The sequence below is a fragment of the Serratia sp. H402Y genome (assembly GCF_051172415.1).
GTDB lineage: Bacteria > Pseudomonadota > Gammaproteobacteria > Enterobacterales > Enterobacteriaceae > Serratia > Serratia ureilytica.
The window spans coordinates 1,078,541-1,092,585 of record NZ_JBPIYZ010000001.1; the positions used below are offsets into that span (position 1 = coordinate 1,078,541).

The 14,045-nt window shown below is 57.0% G+C and carries 19 protein-coding genes and 1 pseudogene; 18 read left to right on the forward strand and 2 right to left on the reverse strand.

Translation table 11 applies throughout. The features are described from left to right. The first annotated feature begins 11 nt into the window (after window positions 1-11). The 18 genes and pseudogenes from ACSBQS_RS05430 to ACSBQS_RS05515 form a co-directional block, all read left to right on the forward strand. A complete protein-coding gene (locus ACSBQS_RS05430; RefSeq protein WP_434989867.1) occupies window positions 12-743 on the forward strand; it encodes a terminase small subunit in 732 nt (243 codons plus the stop codon). 71 nt (window positions 744-814) lie between these two features. Continuing rightward, window positions 815-1,990 (forward strand): PBSX family phage terminase large subunit, encoded by a 1,176-nt coding sequence (locus tag ACSBQS_RS05435; RefSeq protein ID WP_080437610.1) that lies wholly within the window; start codon window positions 815-817, stop codon window positions 1,988-1,990. Then, window positions 1,987-3,450, forward strand: coding sequence for a DUF1073 domain-containing protein (locus ACSBQS_RS05440; protein ID WP_434989869.1), 1,464 nt, complete (start codon window positions 1,987-1,989; stop codon window positions 3,448-3,450). Before ACSBQS_RS05435 ends, ACSBQS_RS05440 begins: the two co-directional genes overlap by 4 nt. Further along, window positions 3,407-4,054 carry a phage head morphogenesis protein gene (locus ACSBQS_RS05445; protein ID WP_434989871.1) on the forward strand — a complete coding sequence of 216 codons (648 nt, stop codon included), beginning with the start codon at window positions 3,407-3,409 and terminating at the stop codon, window positions 4,052-4,054. The genes ACSBQS_RS05440 and ACSBQS_RS05445 overlap by 44 nt, the downstream gene beginning before the upstream one ends. A gap of 75 nt (window positions 4,055-4,129) precedes the next feature. Further along, window positions 4,130-4,555 carry a hypothetical protein gene (locus tag ACSBQS_RS05450; RefSeq protein WP_434989872.1) on the forward strand — a complete coding sequence of 142 codons (426 nt, stop codon included), beginning with the start codon at window positions 4,130-4,132 and terminating at the stop codon, window positions 4,553-4,555. A gap of 61 nt (window positions 4,556-4,616) precedes the next feature. Beyond that, window positions 4,617-5,840 carry a DUF2213 domain-containing protein gene (locus tag ACSBQS_RS05455; protein ID WP_434989874.1) on the forward strand — a complete coding sequence of 408 codons (1,224 nt, stop codon included), beginning with the start codon at window positions 4,617-4,619 and terminating at the stop codon, window positions 5,838-5,840. Window positions 5,841-5,851: 11 nt separating this feature from the next. After that, complete coding sequence (locus ACSBQS_RS05460; protein WP_434989876.1) at window positions 5,852-6,343, forward strand: structural cement protein Gp24; 492 nt, start codon at window positions 5,852-5,854, stop codon at window positions 6,341-6,343. 14 nt (window positions 6,344-6,357) lie between these two features. Beyond that, window positions 6,358-7,302: a DUF2184 domain-containing protein gene (locus ACSBQS_RS05465; RefSeq protein ID WP_237159139.1), complete on the forward strand. Its 945-nt coding sequence runs from the start codon at window positions 6,358-6,360 to the stop codon at window positions 7,300-7,302. Window positions 7,303-7,336: 34 nt separating this feature from the next. Further along, window positions 7,337-7,729, forward strand: coding sequence for an STY1053 family phage-associated protein (locus ACSBQS_RS05470; protein WP_197809067.1), 393 nt, complete (start codon window positions 7,337-7,339; stop codon window positions 7,727-7,729). Continuing rightward, the gene (locus tag ACSBQS_RS05475) at window positions 7,716-8,120 is read left to right on the forward strand and encodes a DUF4054 domain-containing protein (RefSeq protein WP_434989879.1); all 405 of its coding nucleotides are present in this window, start codon (window positions 7,716-7,718) and stop codon (window positions 8,118-8,120) included. The genes ACSBQS_RS05470 and ACSBQS_RS05475 overlap by 14 nt, the downstream gene beginning before the upstream one ends. Then, window positions 8,117-8,680, forward strand: coding sequence for a hypothetical protein (locus tag ACSBQS_RS05480; protein ID WP_421117348.1), 564 nt, complete (start codon window positions 8,117-8,119; stop codon window positions 8,678-8,680). Before ACSBQS_RS05475 ends, ACSBQS_RS05480 begins: the two co-directional genes overlap by 4 nt. Continuing rightward, the gene (locus ACSBQS_RS05485; RefSeq protein WP_015377517.1) at window positions 8,667-9,056 is read left to right on the forward strand and encodes a hypothetical protein; all 390 of its coding nucleotides are present in this window, start codon (window positions 8,667-8,669) and stop codon (window positions 9,054-9,056) included. The genes ACSBQS_RS05480 and ACSBQS_RS05485 overlap by 14 nt, the downstream gene beginning before the upstream one ends. Further along, on the forward strand, window positions 9,046-9,594 hold the full coding sequence (locus ACSBQS_RS05490) for a phage neck terminator protein (protein WP_080436831.1): 549 nt from the start codon (window positions 9,046-9,048) through the stop codon (window positions 9,592-9,594). The genes ACSBQS_RS05485 and ACSBQS_RS05490 overlap by 11 nt, the downstream gene beginning before the upstream one ends. 2 nt (window positions 9,595-9,596) lie before the next feature. Further along, window positions 9,597-11,078: a DUF3383 domain-containing protein gene (locus ACSBQS_RS05495; protein ID WP_103798644.1), complete on the forward strand. Its 1,482-nt coding sequence runs from the start codon at window positions 9,597-9,599 to the stop codon at window positions 11,076-11,078. Window positions 11,079-11,089: 11 nt separating this feature from the next. Further along, window positions 11,090-11,530 (forward strand): phage structural protein, encoded by a 441-nt coding sequence (locus tag ACSBQS_RS05500; protein ID WP_015377520.1) that lies wholly within the window; start codon window positions 11,090-11,092, stop codon window positions 11,528-11,530. Window positions 11,531-11,540: 10 nt separating this feature from the next. Then, window positions 11,541-11,969 (forward strand): phage tail assembly chaperone, encoded by a 429-nt coding sequence (locus ACSBQS_RS05505; RefSeq protein WP_434989883.1) that lies wholly within the window; start codon window positions 11,541-11,543, stop codon window positions 11,967-11,969. Window positions 11,970-12,025: 56 nt separating this feature from the next. Further along, a complete protein-coding gene (locus tag ACSBQS_RS05510; protein WP_015377522.1) occupies window positions 12,026-12,151 on the forward strand; it encodes a DUF6889 family protein in 126 nt (41 codons plus the stop codon). Further along, window positions 12,148-13,173, forward strand: a pseudogene (locus ACSBQS_RS05515) (lytic transglycosylase domain-containing protein); the annotation flags it as partial. The gene ACSBQS_RS05510 and the pseudogene ACSBQS_RS05515, both read left to right, overlap by 4 nt. A gap of 140 nt (window positions 13,174-13,313) precedes the next feature. On the opposite strand, the gene ACSBQS_RS05520 reads toward ACSBQS_RS05515, so the two are convergent. Continuing rightward, on the reverse strand, window positions 13,314-13,643 hold the full coding sequence (locus tag ACSBQS_RS05520) for a phage protein Gp27 family protein (RefSeq protein ID WP_434989886.1): 330 nt from the start codon (window positions 13,641-13,643) through the stop codon (window positions 13,314-13,316). A 26-nt stretch (window positions 13,644-13,669) separates the two neighbouring features. Then, the gene (locus ACSBQS_RS05525; RefSeq protein WP_041033460.1) at window positions 13,670-14,032 is read right to left on the reverse strand and encodes a Mor transcription activator family protein; all 363 of its coding nucleotides are present in this window, start codon (window positions 14,030-14,032) and stop codon (window positions 13,670-13,672) included. Between the last annotated feature and the right edge of the window lie 13 nt (window positions 14,033-14,045).

Consider the following 14,045-nt stretch of genomic DNA (forward strand, 5'->3'; position numbering starts at 1 on the left):
AGGGATATTATATGGCAAAATCGGACTGGGGAGCCATTCAAAAGCTGTTCCTCGCCGAATACGCCAAAACCAAAATCTCCCCGAAAGAATGGTGTGAGGCTAACGGCTACAACTACGCCACAGCACGCCGGCACATAAAAATCCCTGCGCAAGGGAAAGAGAAGAAAGCGCAGAAAAAAATGCGCAGTGCGCAAGATGCGCAAATTCCCGAAAATCCTGCGCCCGTTACGCCCGGCGTTTCAGCTGCTGGTGGCGATGACGAGGGGAAGGGCAAAGAAAGCCCAAGCCTTTTAAAACCACAGCATGAACAATTTGCGCAGAACATTGCGCAAGGCATACCGCAGAAAGAGGCCGCGATTTGCGCAGGCTACGCGCCGACGAATGCCGAATCGCAGGCCTCAATCCTGATGAGCAGGCCGGACGTAAAAGCTCGCGTGCAGGAACTGCGCAATAACGCTGCGCTGTTGGTTTCCTTCAACGCCGGCCACCTGGCGGAGCTGTCGTATAAATCTGCGCAGTTGGCGCTGCAGAATAAAAAATTTGGTCAGGTCGCGCCGAACGTAAAAAACGCCGCGCAGCTGACCGGCATCGACATGAGCACGAATAAAACCGAGGTGAATGTCGATCTGGCCGGCTTGAGCTACGGCAAAGTTTGCATCGTGACCCCGGCAAACTGCCCGGCGGACGTGTGGGCTGCTCACATGGAAAAGCTTCGCGAGGGAAAGCCGACGGCCCAGTCATAATTGACGGCGTTCTGTACGCATTCAGCAGTGACTGGGCGACAGATGTCCTGTACGACACCCCGATCGGTTCCGTGCGCTGGCGCTGGACCTACGGCGGCCGCGGCGGTGGTAAATCGGTAGAGATTGCGCGCGCGCTGGTTATCCTCGGTGCTATCGATCCGATGATCATTCTCTGCGCCCGCGAATTCCAGAACTCAATCAGCGATTCTGTGCTGGCGCTGCTGGAGGCCGAGATTTATGCCCTGGGCCTCAACCATTTCTACACCGTAAAAAATAACGAGATCACCGGGCGCAACGGCACCCGATTCACGTTCAAAGGGCTGCGCACCAACCTGCAATCCATCAAGTCGATGTTTGGTATCAAAATTTGTTGGGTGGAGGAAGCGCAGACCGTTTCCCAGGAGAGCTGGGACACCCTCGGCCCGACGGTGCGCGCCAATAATTCCGAGGTCTGGGTTTCGTACAACCCGCGGGAAGCCACCGACCCGACCTACACCTTGATGAAGCGCCACGAGGTTGATCCACCGGACGGCGGCGTCATCATTCGCCAGGTCAATTATCCCGATAACGCGTTTTTCCCGGACGTGCTGCGGCAGGAAATGGAGTATTGCAAGCGCGTTGACTATGAAGCCTATGAGCACATCTGGTTAGGGCTGCCGAAGGCGCTCAGCGAGGCGGTTATTTTCTCAGGAAAATATCGCGTTGAGGCATTTCCTGATGATCTTTATCTGCAGGCTGACCGGCTTTTCTATGGCGCCGACTTCGGCTTCTCGCAAGACCCTTCCACGCTGATCCGCTGCTTCATCATCGGGCGAAAACTCTACATCGAATACGAGGCCTACGGCGTCGGCGTTGAGCTGGACGAAATGCCGCAGTTTTACGATTCGATCCCCGAGGCTCGCAAGTGGCCGATACATGGCGACTGTAGCCGCCCCGAAACGATCAGCTACATGGCGCGGCAAGGCTTCAACATCGACGGCGCCACGAAATGGGCCGGCAGCGTTGAGGACGGGATCACCTACCTCCGCGGCTTCGAAGAAATCGTCATCCATGAGCGCTGCAAGCACATGATCGACGAGGCCCGGCTTTATTCCTACAAAACAGACCGCCTCACGGGTGAGGTGTTACCGATCGTCCTCGACAAACACAATCACTGCTGGGATGCGGTGCGCTACTCGCTGGACGGTTATATCACCAGCTCCGACGGCCTCGGCACCTGGGCGCAATTGGGTAGACAAGACGCATGAGCCAAAAAAAAGACGGGGTGCGCGCGTGGTTCCGGGACAGTTACCAGAACTTCACGGCGCGCCTGGGGCTTCGCACGCCCAATATGAGCAGCGACGGCACCTATCAGCCGAACTGGACCAGCCGCAACCGCCTGCAGATCGAGAACGCCTATCGCAGCTCCTGGCTGGTGGGTGTGACCGTGGATGCCGTTGCCGACGACATGACCCGCAAGGGCATCACGATCACCGGCGGTTTGAAGCCTGAAGAAAAATCCAAGCTGGACAACGCCTGGGAGGAATTGGCGCTCTGGGATCGCCTGAACGATACGATTAAGTGGGGCCGGCTATATGGCGGCGCGATCGGCGTCATCATGATTGACGGGCAGGACATGAGCTCGCCGTTGCGCATGGAAACGGTCGGCCCGGGCGCGTTCCGCGGCGTGATGGTCCTCGATCGTTGGATGGTTACCCCGACCACGCAAGACCGCGTTACCGACATGGGGCCGGATTTCGGCACACCAAAATTTTATCAGGTGGTGACGACGGCCACCGGGATCCCTCCGTGGAAAATCCACAACAGCCGAATCATTCGTTTCGACGGCGTCACGCTGCCTTATCAGCAGATGCTGACCGAGAACGATTGGGGGCAATCGGTGGTTGAGAGAATCTTCGATCGTCTGATGGCATTCGATAGCGCCACCACCGGCGCCGCGCAGCTGGTCTACAAAGCGCACCTGCGAACCTATTCGATAAAAGGTCTGCGCTCAGTCCTTGGTATGGGGCAGAACACCGCGGCCTACAAAGGGCTGATGGCCCACATGGACATGATCCGTCAGTACCAAAGCATCGAAGGGATGACGGTCATGGATGCGGAGGACGCATTCGCGACCCACAGCTACACGTTCGCAGGGCTGTCCGACGTTCTGGCGCAGTTCGGCCAGCAGGTCGCCGGCGCGGTAGGAATTCCACTGGTGCGCCTGTTCGGCCAGTCACCGGCCGGATTCTCGACCGGTGAAACCGACCTATCCAACTACTACGACAACGTCAGCACACAGCAGGAGCGCCGGCTGCGCCGCCCGCTGCATAAAGTCATGCAGGTGCTGCACATGTCGCTGTTCAGCCGGCCATTACCGGACGATTTCGCCTTCGAATTTAATCCGCTGTGGCAGATGAGCGAACCCGATCGCGCAGGCGTGGCTGTGAACACGGTTGAAGCGGTGACGAAAGCCGTCGACGCCGGGCTGATGACGCCAAAAGCCGGCGCGCAGCAGTTGAAAGAATCGTCACGGATCACCGGCGTTGGTTCAACCATCACCGACGAGGACATCGAAAATGCGCAGGACATCGACCCGCCGGCGTTCGAGGGCAACGATCTCGACCCAGACGCCGAAGGGGCTACAGCGCCAGTACGCAACGCAGCTACGAAAGATAGCGCAGGTGGTCGGGGACATCGTCTCGACTTCTTACGATGGTTCCGATAATTCCGTCATCCTCATCAACACCCGCCTGACCCGTTACTCCGAACTGATCGCCCCCTGGGCGGAATCCGTTGCCCTGAAAATGTTTGATGCCGTCGCGCGCCGAGAGGCGACACAGTGGCGCCAGATCTCGCAGGAAATTTCTGCCGGGCTGCGTTTTCAGATGGAGAGCACCTCAGTAGGCCAGGTGGCGCGAAATATCGTTGAGGAAAACATCAAGCTGATGAAATCGCTGCCGCTGCATGCAGCTGACCGGGTGAGCGGGATCCACGCCCGCGCCATTGAGGCGATGATCAGCGGCGAGCGCAGCAAAGATTTTGCCGCTGAAATTTTCCGAAGCGGCGATGTTGCCTGGTCACGCGCGAAGCTGATCGCCAGGACGGAAATAGGCCGCGCCACGCAGGCGCTGACGCAAGCCCGGGCGACCGCTATTGGCTCCGAGGGTTACATCTGGCGAACGGCACACGACGGCGACGTCAGGCACTCTCACGCCAAAATGGAAGGCAAATTCGTCCGCTGGGGTGACCCGCCGACGCTTGACGGCATGACCGGCCACGCCGGCGCGCTGCCTAACTGCCGCTGTTACTGCGAAGTGATTTTACCTTGATGAGTTGTCCTATGACGGAGCAAATAAACTCCATTGTGCTAAATTTCTCATTTACTTCCTCAAGGAGGCTTAAAATTGAGAAATATATCGGTCAAGAATGGTTTTGAATATTATTGTGAGAAGCACAATTTTGGAGTTTGGGTCCATTATTGGTACTACAGACCACAAGGAAAGGATGAATGGATCAATTTCTATCTTCCTGTGACTTTAGGTAGAGCCAAAAAACAAGACTTATTGGATTTTTTAGATAATCCAGCCGAAGCACTAAAGAAATATGATGAGAGAATTGCTTACCTCTCAGATGTAGAAGAAGCTCGTCGTGAAATTGAAAGATGTAAAGCTACCTTAGACCGTGTTACTCATCCTGATTGGGGCGGAAGAGGTAATAACCCAGATAAAGATGCCAGAAGAATACGTGACGCTAGATCTGCGTATAGTTCAGCGGAAGACAGGTTAGAGTATGCCATTAAGCTAAAAGAGAGATTAAGTAAAAGCGTTTGAACTATCCATAGAAAGGTCGCTAAGGCGGCCTTTTTTATGTCGTAAATTCAGTAGGTTACCTATGAAGTATTTCTTTAACACCCGGCTCGGTAACACCCGTTACGAGTTAGCCGACGGCTCCCTATTGTGCGAAGCCGTACCGATCGCACGGGTTGGCTGGCAGGTCTACAACGCCGTAGAACTCGACGAGATCGAACCTGACAGCGATGGTGAAATTTCCGTTTATCGCTCCCCCGAAGAAGTTTTCCGCCCAGAGACGATCGCCTCATTCGAGGGGATGACGTTCACCGTTTTACACCCTGAGCAAATGGTCAACCCGTCGAACTGGCGGGAGAACGCCCACGGACACGCGACCAATATCCGCCGCGGCACCGGCGAACAGTCGGATTTGTTGCTGGCAGATCTCGTTGTGAAAAGCAGCGAGGCCATCCAGGCGATTTATCAGGGCGTGGATCAAATCTCCTGCGGGTACGACGCCGAATATCGGCAGACGGCCCCGGGAAAAGCCGAGCAATACGACATTGTCGGCAATCATGTCGCGCTGGTTCCTGCCGGCCGCGCGGGAATCCGCTGTTCAATTGGAGATAGCAGAACAATGGCAACTAAAAAAACGTGGTTTGATTCGCTGCGCCGCGCGCTGAAAACCAAAGACAACGCGGCGATCGAAGAGGCCATGAGTAATGCGCCGGCCGACCTCACCACCGATGATGGCGAGGGCGGGGGCGATTTGCCGAAGGCCATCAACATCAACATCAGCCCGCAATACCCACTCCCGGATAAGGATCCGGAGATGGGCGGCGGTCCGGGCATTACTAAAGATGGCGAGGAGGACGTGCCAGCCTGGGCGCAAGCCATTCTCGCGCGCCTGGATAAATTGGAAGGCGGCGGCACGAACGACGGCGAACCCGGCGACGATGACGACGAAGAGGAAAAGAAAAAGGCGACCACCGACGCCGGCTATCAGCAGGCGGTGATCGCCCGGGCTGAATTGCTGGTTCCGGGGATCAAACTGCCTGAGGGTGGAAAGCTGGCGACGTTTAAACGCGAAGTGCTCGATGCTGCATTCCGCACGCAAAAAGGCGCGCAGATCCTTGTCCCGTTGGTCGGCGACAAGCCCGATTTTAAATCCATGCCGAAAGCGTCGCTGGATGCCGTATTTACCGCGGCCAGCGAAATCGCCAAACGCGCCAACCAGCCCGCAGCCCAGCTGCGCACCTTCGACCATCAAAACCGCAACTCACCGGCAGCGCTGAACAAAGCCTTCGCCGAATACTGGAAAAAATAAGGTAAAAGCCGATGACTGCTTACACGTACCGGATGCCTGCGGGCATCGCCGGGGCTGTTTCACGCCCTCATCACCTCACTGCAGAGCCTGTCGCGCTGAATAACGCCAAAGCGTTCGGCGCTTACGGCCTGGCGGGTAAAGACGTTGGCGGCTATTTCGTGCCGCTGGAAGCCGGTGACGCCGTCGGCGTGATCCTGGCCTTCTACATTCGCCCGTACCCAACCACCTCGACGCCTGATCTGGTCCGCCAGGTAGGCACCGATAAAAACCTCACCGGCGACCGCCTGCGCCGCGGCTACATGACCGTGAATGTCGGCGTTGACGCGTCCGGCATCACACCGCATACGCCGGTGAATATCCGCATCGCCAACCCGAGCGCGACGAGTCCGCTTGGCGCGCCAGTGGCCGCAGCCGTGGCTGATGAAACCGTCGTCCTGCCGACCGCATTTTTCACCGGCCCCGGTGATGCCGCTGGCAACGTCGAAATCGAATACAACATTTAAGGAAATCGCTGATTATGTCACTTCATACCTTTGACCAGGCGACCGTAGACAGCACCGGCGCATTTCTGATCGGCGAGCTGGAACGGCTCGACCAAGAACTGAATATGCCGCTGGTGGGCTATACGTGGAGCCGCGATATTGAGCTGCGCGAGGACGTGTCGATCGCTGACGACATTTCCAGCTTTACCAACACCGAGCTTGCTGCCTCCGGTACGCCAAACCCGAACGGTAAAAACTGGATCGGCAAGAACTCTACCGAGATCGCGACCGTTAATCTCGACATCAACAAAACCGGTTTCCCGCTGACCCTGTGGGGGATGGAACTTGGCTGGACTGTTGTTGAGCTGGCTGCCGCGCAGCAGGTTGGCCGCCCGGTTGATGCCCAGAAATTCGAAGGCATGCAACTGAAGTGGAACATGGACACCGACGAGCAGGTTTACCGCGGCGATTCGCTGATTGGCGTAAAAGGCCTGGTGAACTACAACGGCGTGCTGACCACCAACGCCCCGAAAGTCTGGACGGCCTCAACCGCTGACGAAATTCGTCAGTCGATCAACTCCGTACTGTCGGCCGCCTGGGCAAACTCGGGTTACACGATTTGCCCGCGTGATTTGCTGCTGCCACCGGATCAATTTGCGCTGCTCTCCAGCATCATCGTGTCGTCTGCCGGTAACCAGTCGCTGCTGACCTACTTGCAGACGAACACCATCGCCTACCACCAGAACGGCGTTCCGCTGAACATCCGAGCCGTGAAATGGCTGAAAGGTGCGGGCGCAGCCGGCAAGGATCGCATGGTGGCCTATACCAACAGCAAAAAGTTCGTGCGATTCCCAATGGTTCCGCTGCAGAACATCCCGATTCAGTATCGCGGCATCTACCAGCTGACAACGTACTACGGCCGCCTGGGCGCCGTTGAGTCCCCATATCGCGAAACTCTGGCTTACGTAGACGGCATCTAAAAACAGCCCCGCAAGGGGCTTATAGGAAAAGCACATGAAGCAATCACTGGTAAAAATCCGCGTACATACGCCATTCACTTTCACGCACCTGAATTATGAGGTGGAGAAGTTCGCTGTTGGTGTGCACTCGGTGGCGCCGGAGGTAGCCGAAAACTGGTTCATCCAGGAATATGCGGAAATTCTCGACGACGGCCAACCAGACAACGCCGGCGCGCCAGCGGAGGTGCTGGCGCAGATCGCTGACCTTCAGAAGCAACTGGCGGAGGAAAAAAGCAAAGTAGCCGACCTGACGACGGAACGTGACGAACGCGATCAGATCATCGCCGAGCACGTCTCCACTATCGGCAAATGCGATGACACGATCGCCGACCTGCAGAAGCAGCTGGCGGCGGCGCTGACTGAGGGCGCGAAAGGTGGCAAAAAATAACCATCTGCCGACCGTCGATAAATTCCGCGAAGATTTCCCGCAGTTCGGCAACGCCGTCACCTTTCCCAACGCTCAAATTCAATTCCGCTTAAATCTGGCTGACCAACTGCTCGATGAAAACAATTTCGGCGAGGTATTCCCGTACCTGGCCGAGCTTTTTGCCGCGCATTACATGGCGCTCCAGGCGGCGGATAACCGGGCGGCGGCGATCGGTGGTGGTGGTGGTGCGAATAGCGGCGTTGTGTCGTCGAAATCGGTCGACAAAGTCAGCGTGAGCTATGACAGCAGCGCCACGATGAACCCGGACGCGGGCTTCTGGAACAACACCCGCTATGGGGCCGAATTCTGGCAGCTGATCCAGATGTTCGGCATGGGAGGGCGGCAGCTATGAAAAGTGGGTTGAAGGTGCGGGCCGATCGGTCGCAGGCCGTTTTTTCTGCGCTGAATGAAATCGCGCGCCGCGACGTGCTGGTCGGCATTCCTGAGGCGGCATCCGACCGGCAACCGGAAGACGGTGAAAAGCCCGGGATAGGCAACGCACAGATCGGCTACATCAACGAGTACGGATCGCCGGCGCAGAACATCCCGCCGCGCCCGCACCTTCAGCCCGGAGTGAAATCGGTGCATGCCGAGACAACCGCCAAAATGAAGGCCGCGGCGCAAGCGGTGTTTGATGGTCGCACCGGCGCTGCTACTGCGGCGCTGGAGTCGGCCGGCACGATCGCCAGCCAGGCGGTTAAAAGCTACATGACCAGCGCCGATTTTACGCCGCTGTCGCCAGCAACGCTAAAAGCCCGGGCGAGCCGCGGGCGCAAAGGTGCGGCTAAAGAATTGCAGAGCCGGGCCGCCGGCAACGCGCCGGACAATGCCAACGCTCGCCCCCTGATCGATGAAGGGCAATACCGGCGCGCGATGACCTACCTCGTGAGGGATAAAAATGCCAACTCTTGACGTTACAGACGTGCTTTTCGATCCCGAGTTTTGCGACACCTCCCTGATTGTCACCCGCAACCAGCAGACCGTCGACGATGACGGCTTCGCCACCAACGCCCCGGTAAAAATGCCGTTTGCCGGAGTGGTTACCGTCGATCGGTCGCTCGAAGCGCGGCGCATGATAGCGGGCCAGGTGGTCACCGGCGCAATCCTGATTGTGACCACTGAGCGGCTCACCGCCGGGCAGACGGCGCGCGACGCGGACATCGTGACATATCAGAACCGCGATTACCGTGTGACCTTCGTCGACCCTTACACGGCCTACGGGGCGGGATTCGTTCAGGCGCATTGTGAGCTGCTGCCGTTCGATGGAGGGATCCCCGTTGAGCAATAACACCAGCACGCAGGCCGGTTACCTGACGCCAATTTCGCCCGGCCCTGATTATGATGAGGCGCTCGAACGTGCGCTAAATCGTTGGGTGCTCGGTATAACCGGGCTGCCGCCGGGCAACGTGCGACCACGCTGGACACCCACGCAGCCACCATTGATGCCGCCTGATGTGGACTGGTGCGCCGTGGGGATCTCCGGCTTTATCGGTGATGATAATCCAGCGTTTACGCGGCAGAGCGACGACAGCGCGGAACTGTGGCGCCATGAGGTGACCGAATGCCTGGCATCGTTCTACGGGCCGCACAGCCAGCGTATCGCGACAACTTTCCGTGATGGCTTGACGCTGTCACAAAACAACGATCAGTTGATCGCCGTCGGCCTGTCGCTGGGATCTATTGGCGACATCATTCCTTTCCCTGAACTCATCAATAACCAGTGGGTGCGCCGGTATGACATTACCGTCCGCCTGCGCCGCAAAGTTGTTCGCGAGTACGGCATCAAGCCGATCGCAGAGGCAACGGTAAAATTCTTCGGAGAATAATTATGGCTCAGCAGGGGTTACCTGTTCGTAACGTCGTCGGCGTTGCGATTAATATGGCCTTGCGCGCGGCGCAGGCTCGAAACTTTGGTTCGTTGCTGATTATCGGGGCATCGCCGGTGATTGACGCCAGCGAGCGCATGCGCGCTTATTCCGGCATTACCGGCGTGCAATCTGACTTCGGCATCCAGGCGCCTGAGGCATTAGCCGCTCAGGTTTACTACTGGCAGCGCCCGCAGCCGATCGATCTGTACGTTGGCCGCTGGGTGAAAGTGGACACTGCCGCCGCGTTGCGCGGGGCAATCCTGAATACTGCGCAGCAGGCGATGACCAATTTCACAACCGTGACCGATGGCGCGATGAAAATCAGCGTCGATGGAACGGTCAAAACGGTATCCGGCGTTGACCTGTCGGCAGAGACCAACCTGAACGGCGTCGCCGCGCGTGTGGCTGAAAAGCTGACTGCGGCGAGTGTCGTCTGGGATGCGAACAATGCGCGGTTTGTCGTGAGCTCGAAAACCACCGGCGAGGCGTCCGCAGTCGGCTTTGCTACGCCAAACGCCACGGGAACCGATATTTCCGCGCTGATGGGCATTCTTGAAGGCACCGGCGCGAAAATTATCGCGCGCCAGCCAGCGGAAACCATCACTGAATGCGTCGCGAAATTTATCGACCTGTCGTCGAAATGGTATGGCCTGTATATCGCCGAGACGATTTCTGATGATGACGTGCTTGCAGTTGCCGGCCTGATCCAATCCGATGATGTTTCCCGCATTTACGCCCACACCACGCAAAATACCGCCGTGCTCGATGCGGACAACAACACCGACATTGCCAGCCGGCTGAAAGCCGCGGCGTTCGGTACAACCTGTGTCCAGTATTCCAGCCAGAGCCCTTACGCCGCGGTGTCGATTCTGGGCCGTGCCTTTACGGTCAACTTCGCCGGCTGGCGCACCACGATCACCATCAAATTTAAGCAAGAGCCGGGGATCGTCGCGGAAACGCTGACACAAACCCAGGCGCTGACCCTGCAGCAGAAAAACTGCAACGTGTTCGTCAATTACGACAACGACACGGCAATCCTGCAAGAAGGCGTGATGTGTAACGCTGATTTCTTTGACGAGCGCCACGGCCTGGACTGGCTACAGAACTACGTTCAGACCAACTACTACAACCGCCTCTATACCAGCTCGACAAAGGTTCCTCAGACCGATGAGGGCATTACCGATCTGCTGACCAACGTCGAAGCATCACTGGCGCAGGGCGCTGAAAACGGCCTGATTGCGCCTGGCGTGTGGGGTGGCGACGGTTTCGGCGCGCTGAATACCGGCGACACGCTGACAAAGGGGTATTACGTCTATTCCCCCCCGATTGCACAGCAGGCGCAAGCGGAGCGCGAAGCCCGCAAAGCCCCGGTGATGCAGGTGGCGATCAAACTGGCCGGCGCCGTGCACTTCGGCGACGTCATCATCAACGTTAACCGCTAAGGAGCTGGTGAATGTCAACTTATAGCTTTTTGGATGTGTCCGCCAATATCACCGGCGTGGGCGGTTCGATTGACCTCGGCAACGGTGCAGCGACTTCCGACGAGGGGATTGTCGTTGCAATGGGCGGCGACAAAAACACGATGGTGACCGGCGCCGATGGCGAGGGGATGCACAGCTTGCACGCCGATAAATCGGGCACGATCACCGTCAACCTACTCAAAACCAGTCCGACGAACGCCAAGCTGTCGGTGATGTATAACGCGCAGTCGCTGTCATCTGCGACCTGGGGCAATAACGTCATCGTGATCCGCAACAAATCCAGTAACGACGTGACCACGGCGCGCGGCGTCGCGTTCAAGAAATTGCCGGATTGGCAGAACGCCAAAGACGGTAACACCGTCGCCTGGGTGTTCGACTGCATCAAGATCGACCAACTGCTCGGCACGTTTTAAGGGGTAATGCATGGAATTTGAAATTAAGGGCCAAAAATACCGCGCGGCCAAACTGAATGTTTTCGAGCAGTTGAAGGTTTCCCGGAAGCTACTGCCGCTGCTGTCCGGCCTGCTGGGGGAAATTAAGGTGTTGCGCCAGCTGAAAACCGGACAGGTATCGATTGAGGATGCGCTCAAAGTGGCGCTACCGGTGATCGCCCAAACGCTGGCAGACATCAGCGACGATGACAGCAACGCGATTATTCATCCCTGCCTGGCGGTGGTGTCACGCCAGAATGGCACCGTCTACACGTCGATCTTTACCGGCGGTCAACTGATGTTCGATGACATCGACATGATGGACATGCTGCAGATCGTCGCGCGCGTGGTCGGGGACTCGTTGGGAAATTTTTTGCCCGCACTCCCCGACAGCGAGACGAAAGACCAGCCGCCGGCCTGACCCTGGACGTCCTGCCGGGCGGCGAGGATTACCTGTTACGCCCGGTGGATGCCGGTATGTGCAGCTTTGAGGCGCTCAAGGATGGGCGCCTCGATTTGTTCGACGTCGCGCTGATGAATGATTACCTGGACATGAAAGCGGATAACGAAGCCCGGATCGCCAGGTGGAGAGAGGATCAATGAACGCTGAAACCATCAAGGATTTTTTGATTTCTCTGGGCTTCGAAATCGACTCCGCCGGCGAGCGAAAATTCTCGGCTGTTGTCGCCGGCGTCACGGCGAACGTGCTCAAAATGGGGGCGGCAGTAGAAGGGGCTGCGCTGACGATCGTCGGCTTCACCACGCAGATCGCCAATGGCCTGGATAAAGTCTATTTTGCATCGCAGCGCACCGGAGCCTCAGTGGCGGGCATCCGCGCGTTGGGATATGCCGCCTCGCAGATGGGCGCAGACGCAGCCGCGGCACAAGGCTCGCTGGAGAGCCTCGCGCGATTCATCCGTAACAACCCGGGCGCTGAAGGTTTCCTGAACCGCCTGGGCGTGCAGACGCGCGGTGCGAACGGTCAGATGCGCGATGCCGCCGCCATTTTTACCGGTGTCGGCGATAAGCTGCGCAGCATGCCGTATTACCGAGCGAATCAGTATGCGCAGATGCTGGGGATCGACGAAAACACGCTCCTCGCCATGCGCCGCGGAATTAACGGTTTTACTACCGATTACCAGAGCATGCTGAAAGCCACCGGCCTGAACGCCGACCGCGCGGCGCAGCAGTCTAATAAATTCATGACCTCCATGCGCAGCCTGACCGCGCTGCTTGGTATGGCAAAAGACAAAATCGGCTCTGATCTGGCCGGCGGCCTGAGTGGCTCACTGGATACGCTGCGCCGGCGCATCATGGATAATTTCCCGAAGATAGAAGGATTCATCACCAAAACCGTTCGAGGCGTTCTCTGGTTAGCCGAGGTTTTCGGGCGGATGCTTTACCGTGGTTATCAGGCTATCGATCAGGTGATCACCTGGTGGAAAAGCCTCGATACCGAATCCCGTAAGCTGATCGGGATTTTCGGCGCACTGCTGGTTGCCTGGCGGCTGCTGAATAGCGCTTTCCTGATGTCGCCGATTGGGATGATCACTGCGCTTATCGTGGGTATCGGCCTGCTGTGGGACGATTACCGCACTTGGAAAGAAGGCGGAAAAAGCCTCATCGTGATTAGAAGTGAGATAAGTATATAGGGGAAAGCGAGATAAATGGGATTTACTGGCAGGGTCGGGGATTTATTGGGATAAGAAATTGTAATTTCATTTCAGCATGTGAAACTAAAAGAGGGGTGTTGCCACCCCATCAATCAATACCCGAACAAAGCCCATTTTAGAATTTCTTCAGCATCGTTCTTCAGACTGCCAATATCCTTCTGAGGAGAGATTACAGCGGCGACATTCAATGATGCAAGTCGCAACTGTGCCTGGTGGAACTTACTCTCCTCATTGAGGCCCAGAATCTCTTCCTTATGTTTAACTGCGTAACGTTGAATAGCAGAACGAGAAATATCGTAACCTCGTTCGCTCAACCAAAAAAACATAGAGTCATAATCAGTGAAGTGAGTCCGAAGCAGCTCAGCGTGTAATGCGCTCCGGACATCTTCTGGAAGTTTATCAAGTATACTCGGGCGAGCCATTATTGCCTCCTTATTGATAATCGAATCTACTCCCCGCCACCGAACAAATCCAGCATCGGCTGCTTGTGCTTCATCACTCGTTTATGCACTCGGTGAATCAGCTTGCGCAGCCCTCGTTCGGTGATGCCATATCGGGAACTCAGGTCGGCCCAATTGTTGCCTTTGAACTCGTTGTAAATCTGCAGATCACGAACGGCCAGCTTATAAACGTAATCACGAGGAAACGTGAAATTCTGCCCACCGAAATGCTCTGCCAGGAAATTTGCCACCGCCAGCCCCAGATGCTCGGCCTGCTCAGTTGAACACCCATAGTCAGATGCTGTCTCGGCGACATGGTCAGCAACCTCAGATAACAGCTTATGGCGCTTTTCTTCCATTGGCGTAATCATGATCTGCCCCCCG

Excerpts from the sequence above, each read along its gene's own strand:
- ACSBQS_RS05430 (WP_434989867.1), top strand. The coding sequence starts at position 12 with ATGGCAAAATCGGACTGGGGAGCCATTCAAAAGCTGTTCCTCGCCGAA.
- ACSBQS_RS05440 (WP_434989869.1), top strand. The coding sequence starts at position 1,987 with ATGAGCCAAAAAAAAGACGGGGTGCGCGCGTGGTTCCGGGACAGTTAC.
- ACSBQS_RS05455 (WP_434989874.1), top strand. The coding sequence starts at position 4,617 with ATGAAGTATTTCTTTAACACCCGGCTCGGTAACACCCGTTACGAGTTA.
- ACSBQS_RS05460 (WP_434989876.1), top strand. The coding sequence starts at position 5,852 with ATGACTGCTTACACGTACCGGATGCCTGCGGGCATCGCCGGGGCTGTT.
- ACSBQS_RS05465 (WP_237159139.1), top strand. The coding sequence starts at position 6,358 with ATGTCACTTCATACCTTTGACCAGGCGACCGTAGACAGCACCGGCGCA.
- ACSBQS_RS05470 (WP_197809067.1), top strand. The coding sequence starts at position 7,337 with ATGAAGCAATCACTGGTAAAAATCCGCGTACATACGCCATTCACTTTC.
- ACSBQS_RS05480 (WP_421117348.1), top strand. The coding sequence starts at position 8,117 with ATGAAAAGTGGGTTGAAGGTGCGGGCCGATCGGTCGCAGGCCGTTTTT.
- ACSBQS_RS05485 (WP_015377517.1), top strand. The coding sequence starts at position 8,667 with ATGCCAACTCTTGACGTTACAGACGTGCTTTTCGATCCCGAGTTTTGC.
- ACSBQS_RS05495 (WP_103798644.1), top strand. The coding sequence starts at position 9,597 with ATGGCTCAGCAGGGGTTACCTGTTCGTAACGTCGTCGGCGTTGCGATT.
- ACSBQS_RS05500 (WP_015377520.1), top strand. The coding sequence starts at position 11,090 with ATGTCAACTTATAGCTTTTTGGATGTGTCCGCCAATATCACCGGCGTG.
- ACSBQS_RS05505 (WP_434989883.1), top strand. The coding sequence starts at position 11,541 with ATGGAATTTGAAATTAAGGGCCAAAAATACCGCGCGGCCAAACTGAAT.
- ACSBQS_RS05510 (WP_015377522.1), top strand. The coding sequence starts at position 12,026 with ATGTGCAGCTTTGAGGCGCTCAAGGATGGGCGCCTCGATTTGTTCGAC.
- ACSBQS_RS05520 (WP_434989886.1), bottom strand. The coding sequence starts at position 13,643 with ATGGCTCGCCCGAGTATACTTGATAAACTTCCAGAAGATGTCCGGAGC.
- ACSBQS_RS05525 (WP_041033460.1), bottom strand. The coding sequence starts at position 14,032 with ATGATTACGCCAATGGAAGAAAAGCGCCATAAGCTGTTATCTGAGGTT.